At 38.2% G+C, this 16676-nt stretch carries 16 protein-coding genes and 1 other annotated feature; of the genes, 13 read left to right on the top strand and 3 right to left on the bottom strand.

Annotated features, from left to right (window positions below):
- Positions 1-9: 9 nt before the first annotated feature.
- From yidC to BM211_RS26555, 3 genes are all read left to right on the top strand, one after another.
- On the top strand, positions 10-807 hold the full coding sequence (gene yidC, locus BM211_RS18700) for a membrane protein insertase YidC (protein WP_035433161.1): 798 nt from the start codon (positions 10-12) through the stop codon (positions 805-807).
- Between the two features lie 280 nt (positions 808-1087).
- Positions 1088-1325, top strand: a binding site (T-box leader).
- 58 nt (positions 1326-1383) lie between these two features.
- Positions 1384-2694, top strand: coding sequence for an APC family permease (locus BM211_RS18695; RefSeq protein WP_090998958.1), 1311 nt, complete (start codon positions 1384-1386; stop codon positions 2692-2694).
- A gap of 275 nt (positions 2695-2969) precedes the next feature.
- Positions 2970-3143 (top strand): hypothetical protein, encoded by a 174-nt coding sequence (locus BM211_RS26555; RefSeq protein WP_090998956.1) that lies wholly within the window; start codon positions 2970-2972, stop codon positions 3141-3143.
- Between the two features lie 21 nt (positions 3144-3164).
- Here the strand turns inward: BM211_RS26555 and BM211_RS18685 are convergent, their stop codons facing one another.
- The gene (locus tag BM211_RS18685; RefSeq protein ID WP_035433157.1) at positions 3165-3923 is read right to left on the bottom strand and encodes a TrmB family transcriptional regulator; all 759 of its coding nucleotides are present in this window, start codon (positions 3921-3923) and stop codon (positions 3165-3167) included.
- Positions 3924-4151: 228 nt separating this feature from the next.
- Here BM211_RS18685 and BM211_RS18680 point away from each other — a divergent pair, with 228 nt between their 5' ends.
- The 3 genes from BM211_RS18680 (at position 4152) to BM211_RS18670 (ending at position 6402) form a co-directional block, all read left to right on the top strand.
- Positions 4152-4454 (top strand): MTH1187 family thiamine-binding protein, encoded by a 303-nt coding sequence (locus tag BM211_RS18680; RefSeq protein ID WP_090998954.1) that lies wholly within the window; start codon positions 4152-4154, stop codon positions 4452-4454.
- 225 nt (positions 4455-4679) lie between these two features.
- On the top strand, positions 4680-4925 hold the full coding sequence (locus tag BM211_RS18675; protein ID WP_035433153.1) for a YusU family protein: 246 nt from the start codon (positions 4680-4682) through the stop codon (positions 4923-4925).
- Between the two features lie 559 nt (positions 4926-5484).
- Positions 5485-6402 carry a proline dehydrogenase family protein gene (locus BM211_RS18670; protein WP_035433151.1) on the top strand — a complete coding sequence of 306 codons (918 nt, stop codon included), beginning with the start codon at positions 5485-5487 and terminating at the stop codon, positions 6400-6402.
- A gap of 24 nt (positions 6403-6426) precedes the next feature.
- Here BM211_RS18670 and BM211_RS18665 read toward each other — a convergent pair whose 3' ends face one another.
- Positions 6427-7263: a D-alanyl-D-alanine carboxypeptidase family protein gene (locus BM211_RS18665; protein WP_035433149.1), complete on the bottom strand. Its 837-nt coding sequence runs from the start codon at positions 7261-7263 to the stop codon at positions 6427-6429.
- An 83-nt stretch (positions 7264-7346) separates the two neighbouring features.
- Positions 7347-7493, bottom strand: coding sequence for a YuzL family protein (locus BM211_RS18660; protein ID WP_020062328.1), 147 nt, complete (start codon positions 7491-7493; stop codon positions 7347-7349).
- 220 nt (positions 7494-7713) lie between these two features.
- Between BM211_RS18660 and BM211_RS18655 the strand changes: the two genes are divergently transcribed.
- From BM211_RS18655 to BM211_RS18625, 7 genes are all read left to right on the top strand, one after another.
- Complete coding sequence (locus BM211_RS18655) at positions 7714-10095, top strand: 3-hydroxyacyl-CoA dehydrogenase/enoyl-CoA hydratase family protein (protein ID WP_035433147.1); 2382 nt, start codon at positions 7714-7716, stop codon at positions 10093-10095.
- A 15-nt stretch (positions 10096-10110) separates the two neighbouring features.
- Positions 10111-11286 carry an acetyl-CoA C-acetyltransferase gene (locus BM211_RS18650; RefSeq protein ID WP_035433144.1) on the top strand — a complete coding sequence of 392 codons (1176 nt, stop codon included), beginning with the start codon at positions 10111-10113 and terminating at the stop codon, positions 11284-11286.
- Between the two features lie 240 nt (positions 11287-11526).
- The gene (locus BM211_RS18645; RefSeq protein WP_035433141.1) at positions 11527-13311 is read left to right on the top strand and encodes an acyl-CoA dehydrogenase family protein; all 1785 of its coding nucleotides are present in this window, start codon (positions 11527-11529) and stop codon (positions 13309-13311) included.
- 289 nt (positions 13312-13600) lie between these two features.
- On the top strand, positions 13601-14821 hold the full coding sequence (locus tag BM211_RS18640; protein ID WP_177206963.1) for an MFS transporter: 1221 nt from the start codon (positions 13601-13603) through the stop codon (positions 14819-14821).
- A gap of 4 nt (positions 14822-14825) precedes the next feature.
- Entirely contained in the window at positions 14826-15236 is a 411-nt protein-coding gene (locus tag BM211_RS18635; protein ID WP_090998950.1) for a cytidine deaminase, read from the top strand.
- 142 nt (positions 15237-15378) lie between these two features.
- Positions 15379-16101, top strand: a complete 723-nt coding sequence (locus BM211_RS18630; RefSeq protein WP_090998948.1) for an MBL fold metallo-hydrolase — start codon at positions 15379-15381, stop codon at positions 16099-16101.
- 3 nt (positions 16102-16104) lie between these two features.
- Entirely contained in the window at positions 16105-16662 is a 558-nt protein-coding gene (locus BM211_RS18625; RefSeq protein WP_090998946.1) for a TetR/AcrR family transcriptional regulator, read from the top strand.
- Positions 16663-16676 lie beyond the last annotated feature (14 nt).

The raw sequence follows: 16676 nt of genomic DNA, 5'->3' as shown, positions 1-16676 counted from the left end.
GGAAGATATATGTTGAAATCATACCGAGCTTGGCTCATAAGTTTATCATTATTATTTGTTGTTGTTTTATCAGGGTGTGCTAATGCAAATGCGAGTGCAAATGCAGCACCAATTGATGCGACTAGTCCTGGATTTTGGAATCACTATATTGTATATCCAATTTCTGTTATGCTGCAGTTTGTGGCACACCATTTGCCGAATCATAGCTTTGGGATTGCCATTATTATTATTACGATTGTAGTTCGTACGATATTATTGCCACTGACGATTACGCAATATCGCAGTCAATTAAAAACAAAGAAAATGCAGCCAGAGCTTCAGAAGTTGAAGGAAAAGTATGGCGATACGACGAAAAATCCGGAGAAACAAAAGCAATATCAGCAAGAAATGATGATTTTAATGAGAACGAACGGTGTGAACCCGGTGATGGGTTGTTTACCATTGTTACTTCAAATGCCAGTCTTTTCGGCATTGTACTATGCTATTAGTCATACGGAAGAGATTCGTTCAGCTTCTTTCTTATGGGTAAATTTGGGACATGCAGATCCATATCACATTTTACCTGCCCTTGCTGCTATGGCAACATTTCTACAGATGAAAATATTGCAGTCCAATATGACAGGAGAACAAAGTCAAGCATTGAAAATCCAGCAATTTATGATGCCGGCAATGATTTTATTTATGGGATTTGCCGCACCGTCAGGACTTGTCTTGTACTGGATTACAAGTAACTTATTTACTGTCGTTCAAACTGTGCTATTAAAGAAAGTAATGGATCGTGAAGGTGGACAGTTGCAAGAGGCGTAGGAGAGAAGATTGTTGTTATAATATAATTAAGGAGTTAACCTGAAATACTGCTTTAGCGGGGTTTTGGTTAACTCTTTTTCTTTGTGAATAACCCCTTTTTTTTTTTAGATGGGCGAGAGCGTCTGGATATGTGTGGGAGTAAGAGAAGTATTTGCTATATTTGTTTTATTTTTATATAACTGTTATATTATAGTATGATAGTTTTATTATGTACTATAAAACAAGCTTGATTTTTTTGAAAAATTCAATATAATGAACATTAATAGTAAATTTCGACATTATAAAAGTATTGATAAGGACATGATCTATTTTTTACGATTTTCAGAGAGGGAAACCTTTGGCTGTGAGTTTCCTAATACGAAAGAATAGTTTACCACCTTTGAACTGCAGCAGTGAACGAATATCTAGTAATTGTTTGCCGGCAATCGCCGTTATCTGAAACTTGAGCAATTGGTGCTTTATGTCTTCATGCCAATTGGAACAAGGGTGGAACCACGAATATAACACTCGTCCCTTTTATAGGGATGAGTGTTTTTTATTTAAATCAAACTAGGGTTAGAGGGAGGACACATAGTTATGCATCACGATGACAAAAACAAAATTGGCTTAACGGTCGCATTATCAATCGTTGTTGGAACAATTATTGGATCTGGCGTGTTTATGAAGCCAGGTAAGGTATTGGATTATGCCGGAAGTTCTAACATGGCAATCTTAGCTTGGGTAATAGGGGGGATTTTAACCTTAGCAAGTGGCTTAACGGTTGCAGAAATTGGAGCGCAAATTCCGAAAAATGGTGGTTTGTATACATATCTAGAGGAGATTTATGGTAAGTTTTGGGGCTATTTATCTGGATGGATGCAAACACTTGTATATGGACCAGCAATTATTGGGACGTTGGGATTGTATTTTAGTTCATTAATGTTAAACTTTTTCCACATTGATAAAGTATGGAATTTACCAATTGCGATTGGAACAGTTGTGTTCCTTGGTGCTATAAATAGTGTGGGAACAAAGTATGGGGGCATTGTTCAAACGATAACAACAATTGGAAAAATGATTCCAATTATACTTATTGTTGTAATGGGATTTTGGAAAGGAAATAGCGATGTATTTAACGTTATTGTACCAGAGTCTGCAAATCAAAGCATGGGGATGGCAATTTTAGCAACATTATTTGCATATGATGGCTGGATTCTACTCGCGTCTATCGGCGGTGAAATGAAAAATCCGACAAAGCTATTACCAAAAGCAATGACAGTTGGGATCCTTATTGTAACAGCAGCATATGTATTAATTAACATGGCTCTATTAAAAGTTTTACCGGCACCACAAATTGTTACCTTAAGTGAGAATGCAACAGCAACAGCAGCTGATATGTTATTAGGCCAATATGGCGGAAAATTGATTAGTATAGGTGTTATTGTTTCGATATTCGGATGTTTAAATGGAAAGATTTTAACATTCCCACGTATCCCAGTATCAATGGCAGAGCGTGGTCAGCTTCCGTTCTCAAAATTTATTTCAAAAATTAACGATAAGTTTCAAACGCCAGCAAACGCAATCTTTGTTGAGATTTTACTCGGTATTATTTTAATGTTGATTAGTGATCCGAATGAACTGTCTGAGATTTCCGTATTTATTATTTATATTTTCTATGTTATGACATTTATCGGCGTGTTCATTTTAAGAAAGCGTAATGCAGGACAAAAACGTGAATATAGCGTACCTTTATATCCAATCGTACCGGCATTAGCAATTTTAGGATCATTATTTGTAATTGGAAGTGCGATTATTAATGAGCCAACTAGATGTTTCCTATCAATTGGTATCGTGTTAACAGGATTACCAGTGTATTGGTATTTAAATAAGAAGCAAGTGAATAAATAGAGGTTTGGAAAATAGGCATCTTTTGAAGGTGTCTATTTTTTGTGCAAGGATATGGGAAGAGATTGTGGAATGTGTATATATAAGTAAAAAAACGATATAACCCCCCTTTTTTTAGGTGGGAGACGAGAGCATCCGGCCGTGTATGGAAGCGGTCAGTGCCTATTTCTGCCACGGTCGGTGTTTGAAACAAAGGGAGTAAGCAAGTAGCGGGCATGTGGTATTCTTCATAGCAGTGACAAAATAGATCTATATAAAAAGAGGAGGTGGTAGTTAGGATGGTAGGATCTATGATTGGTGCTCTATTTACTATGCTTCCTATATTTGTGCTTGTCTTTGTACTTCGCTGGATTCGATTTATTTATTTAAACTCAGAGGAACAAATCAAACAAAATGAGCAAATCATCTCATTATTATCGGATATTAAGAAGCAAAATGAAGAACGGACATGAGTAGGAGTACATGTCCGTTTTTTAATAGCGTAGTTTCATTAAGAGGTTTCGGATTTCCTCATCATTCATAAATAAATCATGATGTTTCTCAGTAATTTTCGCAAGGGCAACGTCATGATAGAAAAATTCAGTGAAAAATTTAACGAATGGCTGGGACATTGTTTTCATTGCTTGCCATGCGTTTTGCTCAGCACCCGCAAATAAAATTTCACGATCATCAATAATGATGAGTAAAAAGCGCTCAAGTGCATGGTGCTCTTCTGTTGGGATGAGAAGGTGGATGTTTTCTAATGTTGTATCAAGTCCTCCGACAATAAGTGCTTCTATCTCTACGCCTTGTTTTTTCTTTTCTTCTAGAAACGGCACATAGTCTAAAAATGTATCATTCCACGCTGACATCCGAATCGATTTTTTTGCGCTTTGCACAAGTTGTTTACATTGTGCGTGAATAGAAGATTGTACTTTTAAGCTCCATACACGGTCATCTGTAAATCTTTTTTTCGATACGTTGTTTTGTAACTCTTCAATATTCGCTTGAAATTCTGTCGTTAATTTTTCGATAGCAAGTTGCAGTGGCAGAGCTGTATATAGCTTTTTCTTTTCTGAAACAGAATCCATTACCATGCCTTTGTCAACAAGGCGTACTAATACCTCGTATATTTTTGCCTTTGGAACACCGGAATACTTTACGATGCTCGTTGCATCAAGCGGTTCCTCGCTTGAAACGAGAACTTCATATGCTTGACTTTCATATTGTGAAAAACCGAATCTCTGTAACATAAGTCCTCCCGAACGAAAAAATTCTTATGTCTTAAGGATAAATAACTCTTCATCGGAATACAAGTATAGCTGTTTCATGGCGTATGTTGTCGAGAAGTCTTTATATTGTGTCGAAGCGCCGATAAATTCCGCATTTCCGCCGATATATTGTAAAAAGCGCTGATATATTTTTAAAGAGGAAAAAAATCTTGTACAATGGTAAGGAATCTATAAAAGAGGTGAACAAACATGGCAATTGTTGATGTTACCATTATTCCAGTTGGAACAGGTACTACAAGTGTAAGTGAATATGTAGCAGAAATACAAAAAGTACTTGAGAAAAATGCAGATCGCGTGAAATATCAATTAACACCGATGAATACAATTATTGAAGGCGAACTTCCAGTATTATTTGAAGTCATTCAACAAATGCATGAAGTCCCGTTTTCTAAAGGTGCAGGCCGCGTAGCAACTAATATTCGCGTTGATGATCGCCGTGATAAAGTTAGTTCAATGGAGAAGAAATTACAATCTGTACAATCGAAGTTATAGAGTGTAAGAGAAGCAGCTACATTAGGCTGCTTCTTATTTCATATATAAATACAATTGAAAATCACTTTTATTAGATGGGCGAGTTCTTGGAGCGGTCAGGTCCCTTTCCTGCCCCGTGCAAGGGATTTATATAGCATGACTTAAAAAAGTAGGATAGGAAATTTGTTTCTATCTTTCAATTTCTTTAATATTAAATATAAAAAAGTCTAAAGGGAGATCAAAAGAATGAGCGATAAATTTCAAGAACAATTCGATGGCTTGTTAGAGAAGTATACAGAACTGTTACTAGGAGAGAGCAATGAAGAATATAAGCAAAAGATAGAGAAATGGGCGTTATATTCGTATATCGCGAAAACGATGCCAGCTCTTGTAAAGCATTGGAATGAAACGTATCCAGATGCGAAAGAAGAAATGGTCCAGTTAATTACAGAAATCAAAAAGTTGAACGACGAGCATAGACAGAAGAAGTAAGAAAGCAAACATAAAACCGCCCTTCTTTTTAAGGGAGAGCGAGAGCGGTCAGTGCCTTTTCCTGCCCCGTGCGAGGTGTAAACCAAGCGATCATGTTGTATCCTCCATGGCAGAGGTTTGAATGTTAGTAAATCAAAATGAATATATAAGTTGAGACATAGGAAAAAAATAGGGTACCTGGCTGTGCAAAGAAGCGGCCAGGCCTTTTTTTGGTCACATATAGAGAGAAAAAGCGATTATGCTAATGAATTATTTTTATATAATGTTCATTTGTCATATGAAAGCGACGTCGTATCTTCGTCTTGGCTATAGGATGGAAGACGCAAACCATTTGTCGAATTTATTACTGAGAGATGTAACTGACTATTCACCCCTTAACATTTCGGGATGTCGAAAAATTTTTTGTATGGTTTTTCCTTTTGGAATTCGGATATGTAAACATTCTCGTATTATTATGTTAATTATCAAAATAATTATTTGTATCAAATAATTTTAAAGAGTGATATAATTTAGAAGAGGGGTAAAAAACAGACAAAGTACAGTCATAGGGGTGAAAGACATGGAACAATTAATGCGTAATTCTTTCCTGTTTTTATCAAAAAATAAAGCGTTAACAAAACTGGCGAAAAAGTACGGCTTACGCTTTGGAGCGGGGCGCTTTGTTGCGGGAGAAACGATTGACTTAGCAGTAGCTGCCATTAAAGATTTAAACAAACAAAACCTTTGTGTTACGATCGACTATTTGGGGGAATTTGTCGATAACGAAGCAGAGGCAAATGAGATGGCGGATGAATCGATTGAAGCAATTCGTGCAATTGGTCGCGAAAAGCTAGATTCTCAGCTTTCATTAAAAATGACATCTATGGGTCTAGATATTTCAGAAAATCTAGTTATGAACAACATGCGCCGTATTTTAGATGCAGCGAAAGAAAACGGTGTGTTTGTAACAATTGATATGGAAGACTATTCACGTTGTGGGAAAACAATCGACATCTTCAAGAAGTTAAAAGAAGAATATGACAATGTTGGTACAGTAATTCAAGCATATTTATATCGTACTGAAAAAGATATAGATGATTTGAATGCGTATACACCAAATTTACGTCTTGTAAAAGGCGCATATAAAGAGCCAGAGGAAGTTGCATTCCCAGAAAAAAGAGATGTAGATGAAAATTATAAAAAAATTATTAAAACGCACTTATTAAATGGCAATTATACAGCGGTTGCTTCACATGATGATGCAATTATTGAATATACAAAAAAGCTAGCTGAAGAATACAACATTTCGCGTGATCAGTTTGAATTCCAAATGTTATACGGCATTCGCACAGAGCGTCAACTTGAGCTTGTGAAAGAAGGATATAAAATGCGTGTGTATGTACCATATGGAAATGATTGGTACGGCTATTTCATGCGCCGCTTAGCAGAACGTCCAGCTAACGTAGCATTTGTATTAAAAGGAATGGTTAAAAAATAACCAAGGAAGTTTAAACTTCCTTGGTTATTTTAATTGTTCAAAAGCGTATTCTGCCATTTTCTTGGCATCGGGATACACTGTTTTACGTCCAGTAGAGAGCACAACACTAATTACTCTTTTCCCATCTTTTTCATCTATTGTAACGACTGTATATTCTGCTAGTGCAGAAAGACCGCTCTTGCTTCCAATCGCATGTGAATCAGCGTACAGTTCTTCACGTCCATAGTTTGCGATTTTTTTCGTTTGCATAGATGTGTGCACTGTTGTGTGAATAGTATTCATATCTTGTAACACGATTGGGTATTTTAATGCTTCTTTTGTAATAAGTGCTAAATCGTATGGTGAAATTTTATTACCAAGTGCATCAGCTCCGCTTGCGTTTTTAAATGCTGTATGTATTGCTCCCAGTTGTTTTGCGCGTTCATTCATCATTTTTGTAAACTTTTCTTTGGAACCGGCGATATGCTCTGCGATTGATTCGGCAATTGGATCGGCGCTAATGACAAGCATGAGCTTTAATGCTTCATCGCGCTTTAATTTTTCTCCGGCGTGTAGTGTAATTTTTTTGCTTTGGCTTTCTGTTTTTACCGCATGTTCTGTCACGGTAATTTCTTCATCTTCTTTTACATTCTCCAGCAATAGAAGGGTGGTCATCATTTTCGCTATACTCGCTGGATAGGAACGTTCATGTTCACGTTTTCCGTATAAAATGTCTCCTGTTTTTGCATCAATGGTCACGCCATATTTCCCGGATATATCAGGCTGATTGGCTTTAACGATTTGCCTCTGCTCATATAAAGAAAAAATCATTGCAATAAATAATGTAGCTGAAATAACAAGTAGTGTAATGGTTCGTTTCATTATGTACCCTCTTTTATGTATGAAATAGACAGCGATATGGCCCATTTTTCATTATGCCATGTTCGCTGTCTATATTTGTACTATTATTTTTCACCCATGTTTTGTTTCTTATATTGCTGATTATTTCCTTGGCGGCCTTTTTCGATGCCGCGATCAACTGGGCCGGCATTTCCTGTTACGCTTGTTGAGCTAATACCTGCTTTTGATGGATTTCTCTTCATTTTAGCCATAAGTTATGCCTCCGTTTGAACAAGTGTTTGAAGAAAGGAAGTTCACTACATATCATGCCCAAAATGTGAAAAAAGAAATAAGTTCAGAAAATTTTATTTTTAAATATATTGCGAAAATTTCGATGTTAGCATATATTTATTAGTAGAGGCTCACTCATTGATTGCGACGTTTGTCGAAAAATTGAATGAGCATTCATTCAAGAATAAGGGGGAGAATTGGATGTTCCAAATTAAAAAGGCTGCAGTTCTTGGTTCTGGGGTAATGGGTTCTGGAATTGCTGCACATTTAGCTAACATCGGTATACCGACATTATTGCTTGATATTGTACCACCAACGCTGACGAAGGAAGAAGAGGCGAAGGGACTTACATTAGAACATAAAAGTGTACGAAATCGTTTCAGTAGCGGAGCGCTGCAAAAGTTATTAAAGCAAAAACCAGCTCCTCTTACAGTAAAAGGAAACTTAGCGTTAATTGAAGCGGGCAATATGGAAGATGATATGGAACGCCTTGCTGATGTTGATTGGATTATTGAAGTTGTTGTTGAAAATTTAGATATTAAAAAGAAAGTATTTGAAAAGGTAGAAGCTGTTCGTAAACCAGGCTCTATTGTTAGCTCAAATACATCGGGTATTTCCGTTGAAAAGATGATCGAAGGGCGTTCAGATGACTTCAAAAAACATTTCCTAGGAACGCACTTTTTTAATCCACCACGATATTTAAAACTTCTTGAGATTATACCAACAAAAGATACAGATCCACATGTGTTAGACTTCATGAAATTATTTGGCGAAGATGTACTTGGCAAAGGTGTTGTTGTTGCAAAAGACACACCAAACTTTATTGGAAACCGCATCGGTACGTACGGACTACTTGTAACGCTGCAAGAAATGGTAAAACGCGGCTATAGCGTTGGAGAAGTAGATTCTGTAACAGGCCCGTTAATTGGTCGTCCGAAAAGCGCAACGTTCCGCACATTAGATGTTGTCGGATTAGATACATTCGTTCACGTTGCAAATAACGTATATGAAAATGTACAAGAAGAAGAGCGCGAAGTCTTTAAAGTACCAGCTTTCATGCATGACATGTTAGAAAGAAAATGGCTTGGAAGTAAAACAGGTCAAGGCTTCTTCTTAAAACAAGGAAAAGAGATTTTAGAGTTAAATCCTGAAACGATGGAATACGAAGCGCGTAAAAAATTAAAAGCAGCTTCTGTTGAGTTAAGTAAACAAGAAAAAGGATTAGCGAATAAATTGAAAGCGCTTGTATATGCAAAAGACCGCGCTGGTGAATTATTATGGAACATTATTACACCAACTCTTCTATATGCAGCAAAGCTTACGAAAGAAATTGCTGATGATATTGTCGCAATTGATAATGCGATGAAGTGGGGCTTCGGCTGGGAGCAAGGTCCGTTTGAAATTTGGGATGCAATTGGTGTTGAGAAGTCCGTTCAGAAGATGGAAGAGAACGGCCTGGCTGTTCCAAATTGGGTAAAAGAAATGATTGAGAACGGTGTTACATCATTCTATAAACATGATAATGGCGAGAGCTATTACTATGATAACGGTGAGTACAAACAAATCGTTCGTAATAAAAAAGCAATTTCTCTAAAACAATTGAAAGAGAAAAATGGCGTATTAAAGAAAAATAGCGGTGCAAGCTTAATTGACTTAGGGGACGGCGTTCTTTGCTTAGAGTTCCATTCTAAGAGCAATGCAATTGGCATGGATATTACGCAAATGATTAACTATGCTGTTGATGAAGTAGAGAAGAATTATAAAGGGCTTGTTATTGGGAACCAATCGAAAAACTTCTGCGTAGGTGCAAACCTTGCGATGATCTTAATGGAAGCACAAGATGACAACTACTTTGAAATTGAGTGGGTCGTGAAAAACTTCCAAGATGCAATGATGAAAATGAAGTACTCCTCAAAACCAGTTGTGGCAGCGCCTTACGGTATGACACTTGGCGGCGGTACAGAAGTTTGCTTACCGGCAGCTAGTATTCAAGCTTCTAGTGAAACATATATGGGATTAGTAGAAGTTGGTGTTGGTTTAATCCCTGGCGGAGGCGGTAACAAAGAGTTATACATTAAACACCTGAACAAAATGGCAAATGGTGTTGAGTTTGATCTGCAAAAAGTCGCAAACAAAGTGTTTGAAACAGTAGCGATGGCGAAAGTTTCAACATCTGCGCAAGAAGCAGTTTCTCATAACTTCTTAGGCGATAAAGATGGCATTAGTGTCAATGGTGATCACTTACTATACGATGCAAAACAAAAAGCACTTGCTTTATATGAAGCTGGCTATAAAGCACCGATTCGTAAAAAGATTCCAGTTGTTGGGGAAACAGGATATGCAACGCTTGCGCTTGGAGTAGAAGCAATGCATTTATCCGGCTACATTTCCGAGTATGATCTGCACATTGCGAAAAAACTCGCATATGTCATTGCTGGTGGAAAAGTCCCATACGGAACAGAAGTGGATGAGCAATATTTATTAGATATTGAACGCGAGGCGTTTATTAGTTTAGTGAGCGAAATGAAATCACAAGCAAGAATGCAACACATGCTTGTAAAAGGAAAACCATTACGTAACTAAGGGGGAAGATTGTTCATGAGAGAAGCTGTTATTGTTGCAGGAGCAAGAACGCCTGTTGGGAAAGCGAAGAGAGGATCATTAAATACAGTGCGTCCTGATGACTTAGGAGCATTAGTTGTAAAAGAAACGTTAAAACGTGCAAATAACTATGACGGTCCAATTGATGATTTAATTTTTGGCTGTGCGATGCCAGAAGCAGAGCAAGGCTTAAATATGGCGCGTAATATCGGCGGACTAGCAGGACTTTCTTATGACGTTCCAGCTATTACGATTAACCGCTATTGTTCTTCAGGTCTGCAAAGTATCGCTTACGGTGCAGAGCGTATTATGCTTGGTCATTCAGAGTCGGTATTATCAGGCGGCGCTGAATCAATGAGTTTAGTACCAATGATGGGGCACGTTGTTCGTCCGAATAGTCGCCTTGTTGAAGCGGCTCCAGAATATTATATGGGCATGGGACATACTGCTGAACAAGTCGCTGTAAAATATGGCATTTCCCGCGAGGAGCAAGATGCATTTGCGGTAAGAAGTCATCAACGTGCAGCAAAAGCATTAGCAGAAGGAAAGTTTGCTGATGAAACAGTGTCTGTTGATGTAACGCTTCGCACTATTTCGGCAAATAACAAGCTGCAAGAAGAAACAATTGTGTTCGCGCAAGATGAAGGCGTAAGAGCAGATACGACGTTAGAAGTACTTGGAAAACTGCGCCCAGCATTTAATGTGCGCGGCAGTGTAACTGCTGGTAACTCATCACAAATGAGTGACGGCGCAGCAGCGGTACTATTAATGGATCGTGAAAAAGCAGTAAGCGACGGCTTACAGCCACTGGCGAAATTCCGTTCCTTTGCAGTCGCTGGTGTACCGCCAGAAGTAATGGGAATTGGTCCAATTGCAGCGATTCCGAAAGCATTAAAATTAGCAGGCTTAGAATTATCTGATATCGGCCTATTTGAACTAAATGAAGCATTCGCATCGCAATCAATCCAAGTTATTCGCGAACTTGGACTAGATGAAGAAAAAGTAAACGTAAACGGCGGAGCGATTGCCCTTGGACATCCACTTGGCTGTACAGGATCAAAATTAACATTATCTCTTATTCATGAGATGAAACGCCGCAATGAGCAATTCGGTATTGTAACAATGTGTATCGGCGGCGGAATGGGTGCTGCTGGAGTGTTTGAATTACTATAAAAGTGGAAGCGACTCGCTCAGAACGGGAACGGTTAGGGCCCATTTCTGTCACGTGCAAGAGTTTTAAAACAAAGGGAGAAAGCAAGGTGCGGTCATCTTTTGTTTCACATTATACGGTGAATAAACAAAACAGATTTATATAGATAAAAAGCAGATGAAACAAGAGGGTAGGAAAAAAGAAGGCTAGCTTCTCTTAGAACAAGAGAAGCTGCCTATGAAAATATGAAGGAGGAATTTTTCATGGAAAAAACAGTAGGAAGTGCAGTAAAAGGCGGTAGCTTTTTAATTGATGATATTACATTTGAGCAAGTGTTTACGCCGGAAGATTATAGCGATGAGCATAAATTAATTGCGAAAACGACAGAAGATTTTATCGTAAATGAAGTATTGCCAGAGCTTGAATATTTAGAGCAACACGAATTTGATCGCTCTGTTCGCTTATTAAAAGAAGCTGGCGAGCTTGGTTTATTAGGTGCTGATGTGCCAGAAGAGTACGGCGGTATTGGTCTTGATAAAATTAGTTCGGCATTAATCTCAGAGAAATTTTCTCTTGCAGGCGGCTTTGCAATTACGCACGGTGCGCACGTCGGGATTGGATCGTTACCAATCGTATTATTCGGTAATGAAGAGCAAAAGAAAAAATATTTACCAGCGTTAGCAACAGGCGAAAAGTTAGCTGCATACGCATTAACAGAGCCAGGTTCTGGATCTGATGCATTAGGCGCAAAAACAACGGCTCGCTTAAATGCAGAAGGTACACACTACGTATTAAACGGTGAAAAACAATGGATCACAAACTCAGCCTTCGCTGATGTATTTGTTGTATATGCAAAAGTAGACGGCGAACATTTCTCAGCGTTTATCGTAGAGAGAGAATACCCAGGCGTATCTACAGGCCCAGAAGAAAAGAAAATGGGTATTAAATGTTCTTCTACTCGTACATTAATTTTAGAAGATGCATTAGTACCAAAAGAAAATGTACTTGGTGAAATTGGGAAAGGTCATGTTATTGCCTTTAACATTTTAAATATCGGCCGTTATAAATTAGGTGTTGGTACAGTTGGTTCTTCAAAACGTGCGTTAGAAATTTCAGCGCAATATGCAAATCAGCGTCAACAATTTAAACAACCAATTGCTCGTTTCCCATTAATTCAAGAGAAACTTGCGAATATGGCAGCGAAAATCTATGCAGCAGAAAGCTCTGTATATCGTACAGTTGGTTTATTTGAAAGCCGTATGAGCACATTATCCGAAGAAGAAGTAAAAGACGGAAAAGCGGTTGCAGCTTCTATTGCTGAATATGCAATTGAGTGCTCTTTAAACAAAGTATTCGGTTCTGAAGTACTAGACTACGTAGTTGATGAAGGTGTCCAAATCCATGGTGGTTACGGATTTATGGCAGAGTACGAGATTGAAAGAATGTACCGCGACTCTCGTATTAACCGTATTTTCGAAGGTACGAACGAAATTAACCGCTTAATCGTACCAGGAACATTCCTACGTAAAGCAATGAAAGGCGAATTACCACTTTTACAAGAAGCACAAAAATTACAAGAAGAGTTAATGATGATGATGCCAGAAGAAGTAGGCGATGAGCCATTGGCAGCTCAAAAACATTTAGTAAAAAATGCGAAGAAAATCGGCTTAATGATTGCTGGTTTAGCTGCTCAAAAATACGGTAAAGCCTTAGACAAAGAGCAAGAAGTTCTTGTGAATATTGCAGATATCGTAAATAACTTATACGCAATGGAATCAGCTGTTCTTCGTACAGAAAAAGCAATCAAAGCAACTGGCCTTGAGAAGAACAAACAAAAAGTTCTTTACACAGAAGTATTCTGCCAAGAAGCGTTCAACCAAATCGAAGCAGACGCAAAAGAAACAGTTATCGCAGTTGAAAATGGCGACATGCTGCGCATGATGTTATCTGCACTTCGTAAGCTAACACGTCACACACCAATTAACGTTATTCCGAAGAAGCGTGAAATCGCGGCGAAAGTATTAGAGGATGAGCGTTACACAGTTTAATAAAAATGGAGGAGCTGCCTTTTGTGGCTAGCTCCTTTTTTCGCGTTTGATAATATATCAGCGCAAATGGCGGTTTTATCGGCGACCTTTGTGATATATCGGCGATTCGGCACGGGAGTGGTTATCTGAAAATTAAGTAAACAACCACTATATTTATGTTATCCTATAAAAAATGGAAAAGAAAGGTTGAAGATATGTACCACTATATTACGGATATATAACGTCTCATTCGGCCGCCGCCTTTACATTGGTTATGTATATTAAACAATGTAAAGGAGCGAAATTGGATATGATGAACAAAAATATACTTACGTTACTTTTTGTACGAATTGTTGCTAATTTCTCGGATAGTCTTTATTACATGGCAACGATATGGTTTGTAAAAGAAACGATGAGTTCTAATACGTGGATTGGGATTGCTAGCTTTGTGACGCTGTTACCTGTTGCATTGCAAATTTTTTACGGACCAATTATTGATAAATATTCGAAAAAGACGTTGTTGTTAATAGCGATGGGAATACAAGCTGTTATTTTGACGTTAATAGTACTTTTATACTACGTCAATCAATTACATCCGCCAGTATTACTTTGGCTTATATTTATCGCAACGCTAGCAGCAGATCTTGGTTATCCAACTGAAAGCGCGTTGATTCCATCTTTAGTAGAAAAAGAGCAGTTAGGTAAAGTGAATTCTGTTTTTGCCTTTACCTACAACAGTTTAGATATTATTTGTAATGCAGTTTCCGGTCTGATTATAGCTACAATTGGAATCGGCATGGTGTATTTCTTTAACTCTATTACGTATGTGATTCTCTTTTTTGTTCTATGGATACTATTGAAATTGCCACGACTGAAACAAAACGAAACGAATCAGAAAGTTGCGTATAAAAAAGAATTTTTGGAAGGCCTTCGTTATTTTTGGAAACTCGGAGAACTGCGTACATTTATTTGTGTTTTTACGATTATTAATATGCTCATGTGCATTCCGCTCGGGCTTATGCCAATATTGGCACATACAGAGAAAGAATATGGAATGTGGATGACAGCTATATCGATTGGAACTTTATTGGGGAGTATGTTGTCTGGAAAGCTATTCCGTTATCGTTTGAAAAGTGTTTTTGTTACAGTTAATTTTATCGGTGGAAGTGCTTGGTTTTTATCGTATTTGTTTTTATCAAGCTCTTTACTTTCGGCACTTGTTCTACTTGCTATGTCGTGGATGATGATTGGTGTAATGGGTGTGCAATTTCAAACGATACTGCAAACAAGTATTGATGGGGAGTATTTAGGGAGAGCATTAACAGTTGTGTATGCGATTCAAGGTGCGCTGGCTCCTTTAGGATACTTACTTGGCGGCGTATTAGCTGATTATGTACCAACATCTCAATTGTATAGTATAGGGGCAATTACTCTATTATTAGCGGGAATGTATTTTACACAAAGCCCATTTTTGTCTTATAAGATAGAGGAAGCGGCCTTTAGAGAAAGAGATAATGTAGAAAGGTATTGATGTCATGTCAATTGAACAAGAATTATATGAAGCAGCCATTCAATTTGTGAAGAAACGCTATCCTATAGGCTGGGGAGGGGCGGCAGCAATGTGTACGGAAGATGGCGATATATTGATTAGTGTTGCTCCTGAAGTTATTAATGATTCAACTGAATTATGTATGGAAACTGGGGCGATATGTGAGGCGCATAAGTTAAATAAGAGGATCACACATAGTATTTGTGTGACAAGAGATGACGAACATGATGAATTCAAAGTATTGACCCCATGCGGCGTTTGCCAAGAGCGTTTATTTTATTGGGGCTCGGATGTGAAAGCGGCAATTTATTCTCGAGAGGGAAAACTTATTTTCAAGACGTTACAAGAAATACAGCCGTATCATTGGTATGAGGCATACAAAGATTGCCAAGAGTAATTTAATTAGGGGAAAGGAAGTAGTCATATAAAACGACTACTTCTTCTTTTTTTGCCCAAAAATGGAATTTATAGTGACGAAAACTAATGCCATTAGTATAATAAAACTAATACCATTAGTTTTTGGAAAGGGAGCTGGAAATATGAGAATGATGCACGAAAAAACAGTATATCAATTGTCATTTTTACCAAGAGTGTTTCCTGTGAATTGTTACTTTGTGGAGGAAGAAGAGGGGTTAACTTTAATTGATGCGGCACTTCCATATAGCGCAAAAGGTATTTTACAAGCGGCTCAGAAAATAGGAAAGCCGATTACGAATATTGTATTAACGCATGCACATGATGATCACATCGGTGCACTAGACGCATTAAAGGAAGTACTTCCTGATGTTCCTGTTTATATTTCTAAGCGAGATGCTAGGCTGTTAGAAGGAGATACGACATTACAAAGAGATGAACCGAATACGCCAATAAAAGGCGGTGTCCCGAAACAAGTGAAGACAGGGCCAGATGTTTTATTAGCGGATGGGGACCGAATTGGATCGCTTCTTGCGATTATGACGCCGGGACATACACCAGGCTCCATGTCGTTTCTTGATACGCGAAATAACGCTCTTATTGTGGGGGATGCCTTTCAAACAAGAGGGGGCATGGCTGTTTCGGGACAAATGAAATTTTGGTTTCCGTTTCCTGCGATGGCAACGTGGAGTAAAGAAGTAGCATTGCAGAGCGCAGAGAAGCTAAGGTCCTATGAACCTTCCTTACTTGCGGCAGGGCATGGAAAAATGATAAAGGATCCAGGCGCTGCAATAGAACTTGCTATTAAGGAAGCAAAGCGAAATGTAGAAAGTATGAAGGAGGGTTAATTTATGTCACCGAGAATCGGACTTACATTACAGAAAATTGTAGATACAGCGGCAGAAATCGCAGATACAAATGGCATACAAGAGGTAACATTAGCGTCATTATCGCAAAGGCTCGGAATACGTTCCCCCTCTCTATATAATCATGTGAAAGGGTTACAAGATGTACGGAAAAATCTTGGTATTTACGGAATAGAGCAGCTACACGGGGCGCTGAAAGAGGCGGTAGAGGATAAAAGTATGGACGAGGCAATTTACGCATTAGGAGAAACGTACGTATCGTTTGTTCGAAAACATCCTGGGTTGTATGAAGCAACTTTTTTACGAGATGAAGAAGTGCAGCAAACGGGGGACGGAATTGTAGAGCTTTGCCTTCAAATTTTACAGCAATACGGATTAGAAGGAGAGAAAGCATTGCATGCGACGCGCGGAATAAGAAGTATTTGTCATGGTTTTGCTTCGATTGAACAGCAAGGTGGATTCGGGTTGCCGCTGGATTTAGATGTGAGCTTACATTTATTATTGGAAACATTTATTAAAGGACTGCATGTGATGAAAGAATAAAACCTTAGAAGCGA

This window comes from Bacillus sp. 491mf, assembly GCF_900112415.1.
GTDB lineage: Bacteria > Bacillota > Bacilli > Bacillales > Bacillaceae_G > Bacillus_A.
This window is presented reverse-complemented; position numbering and strand designations above follow the sequence as displayed.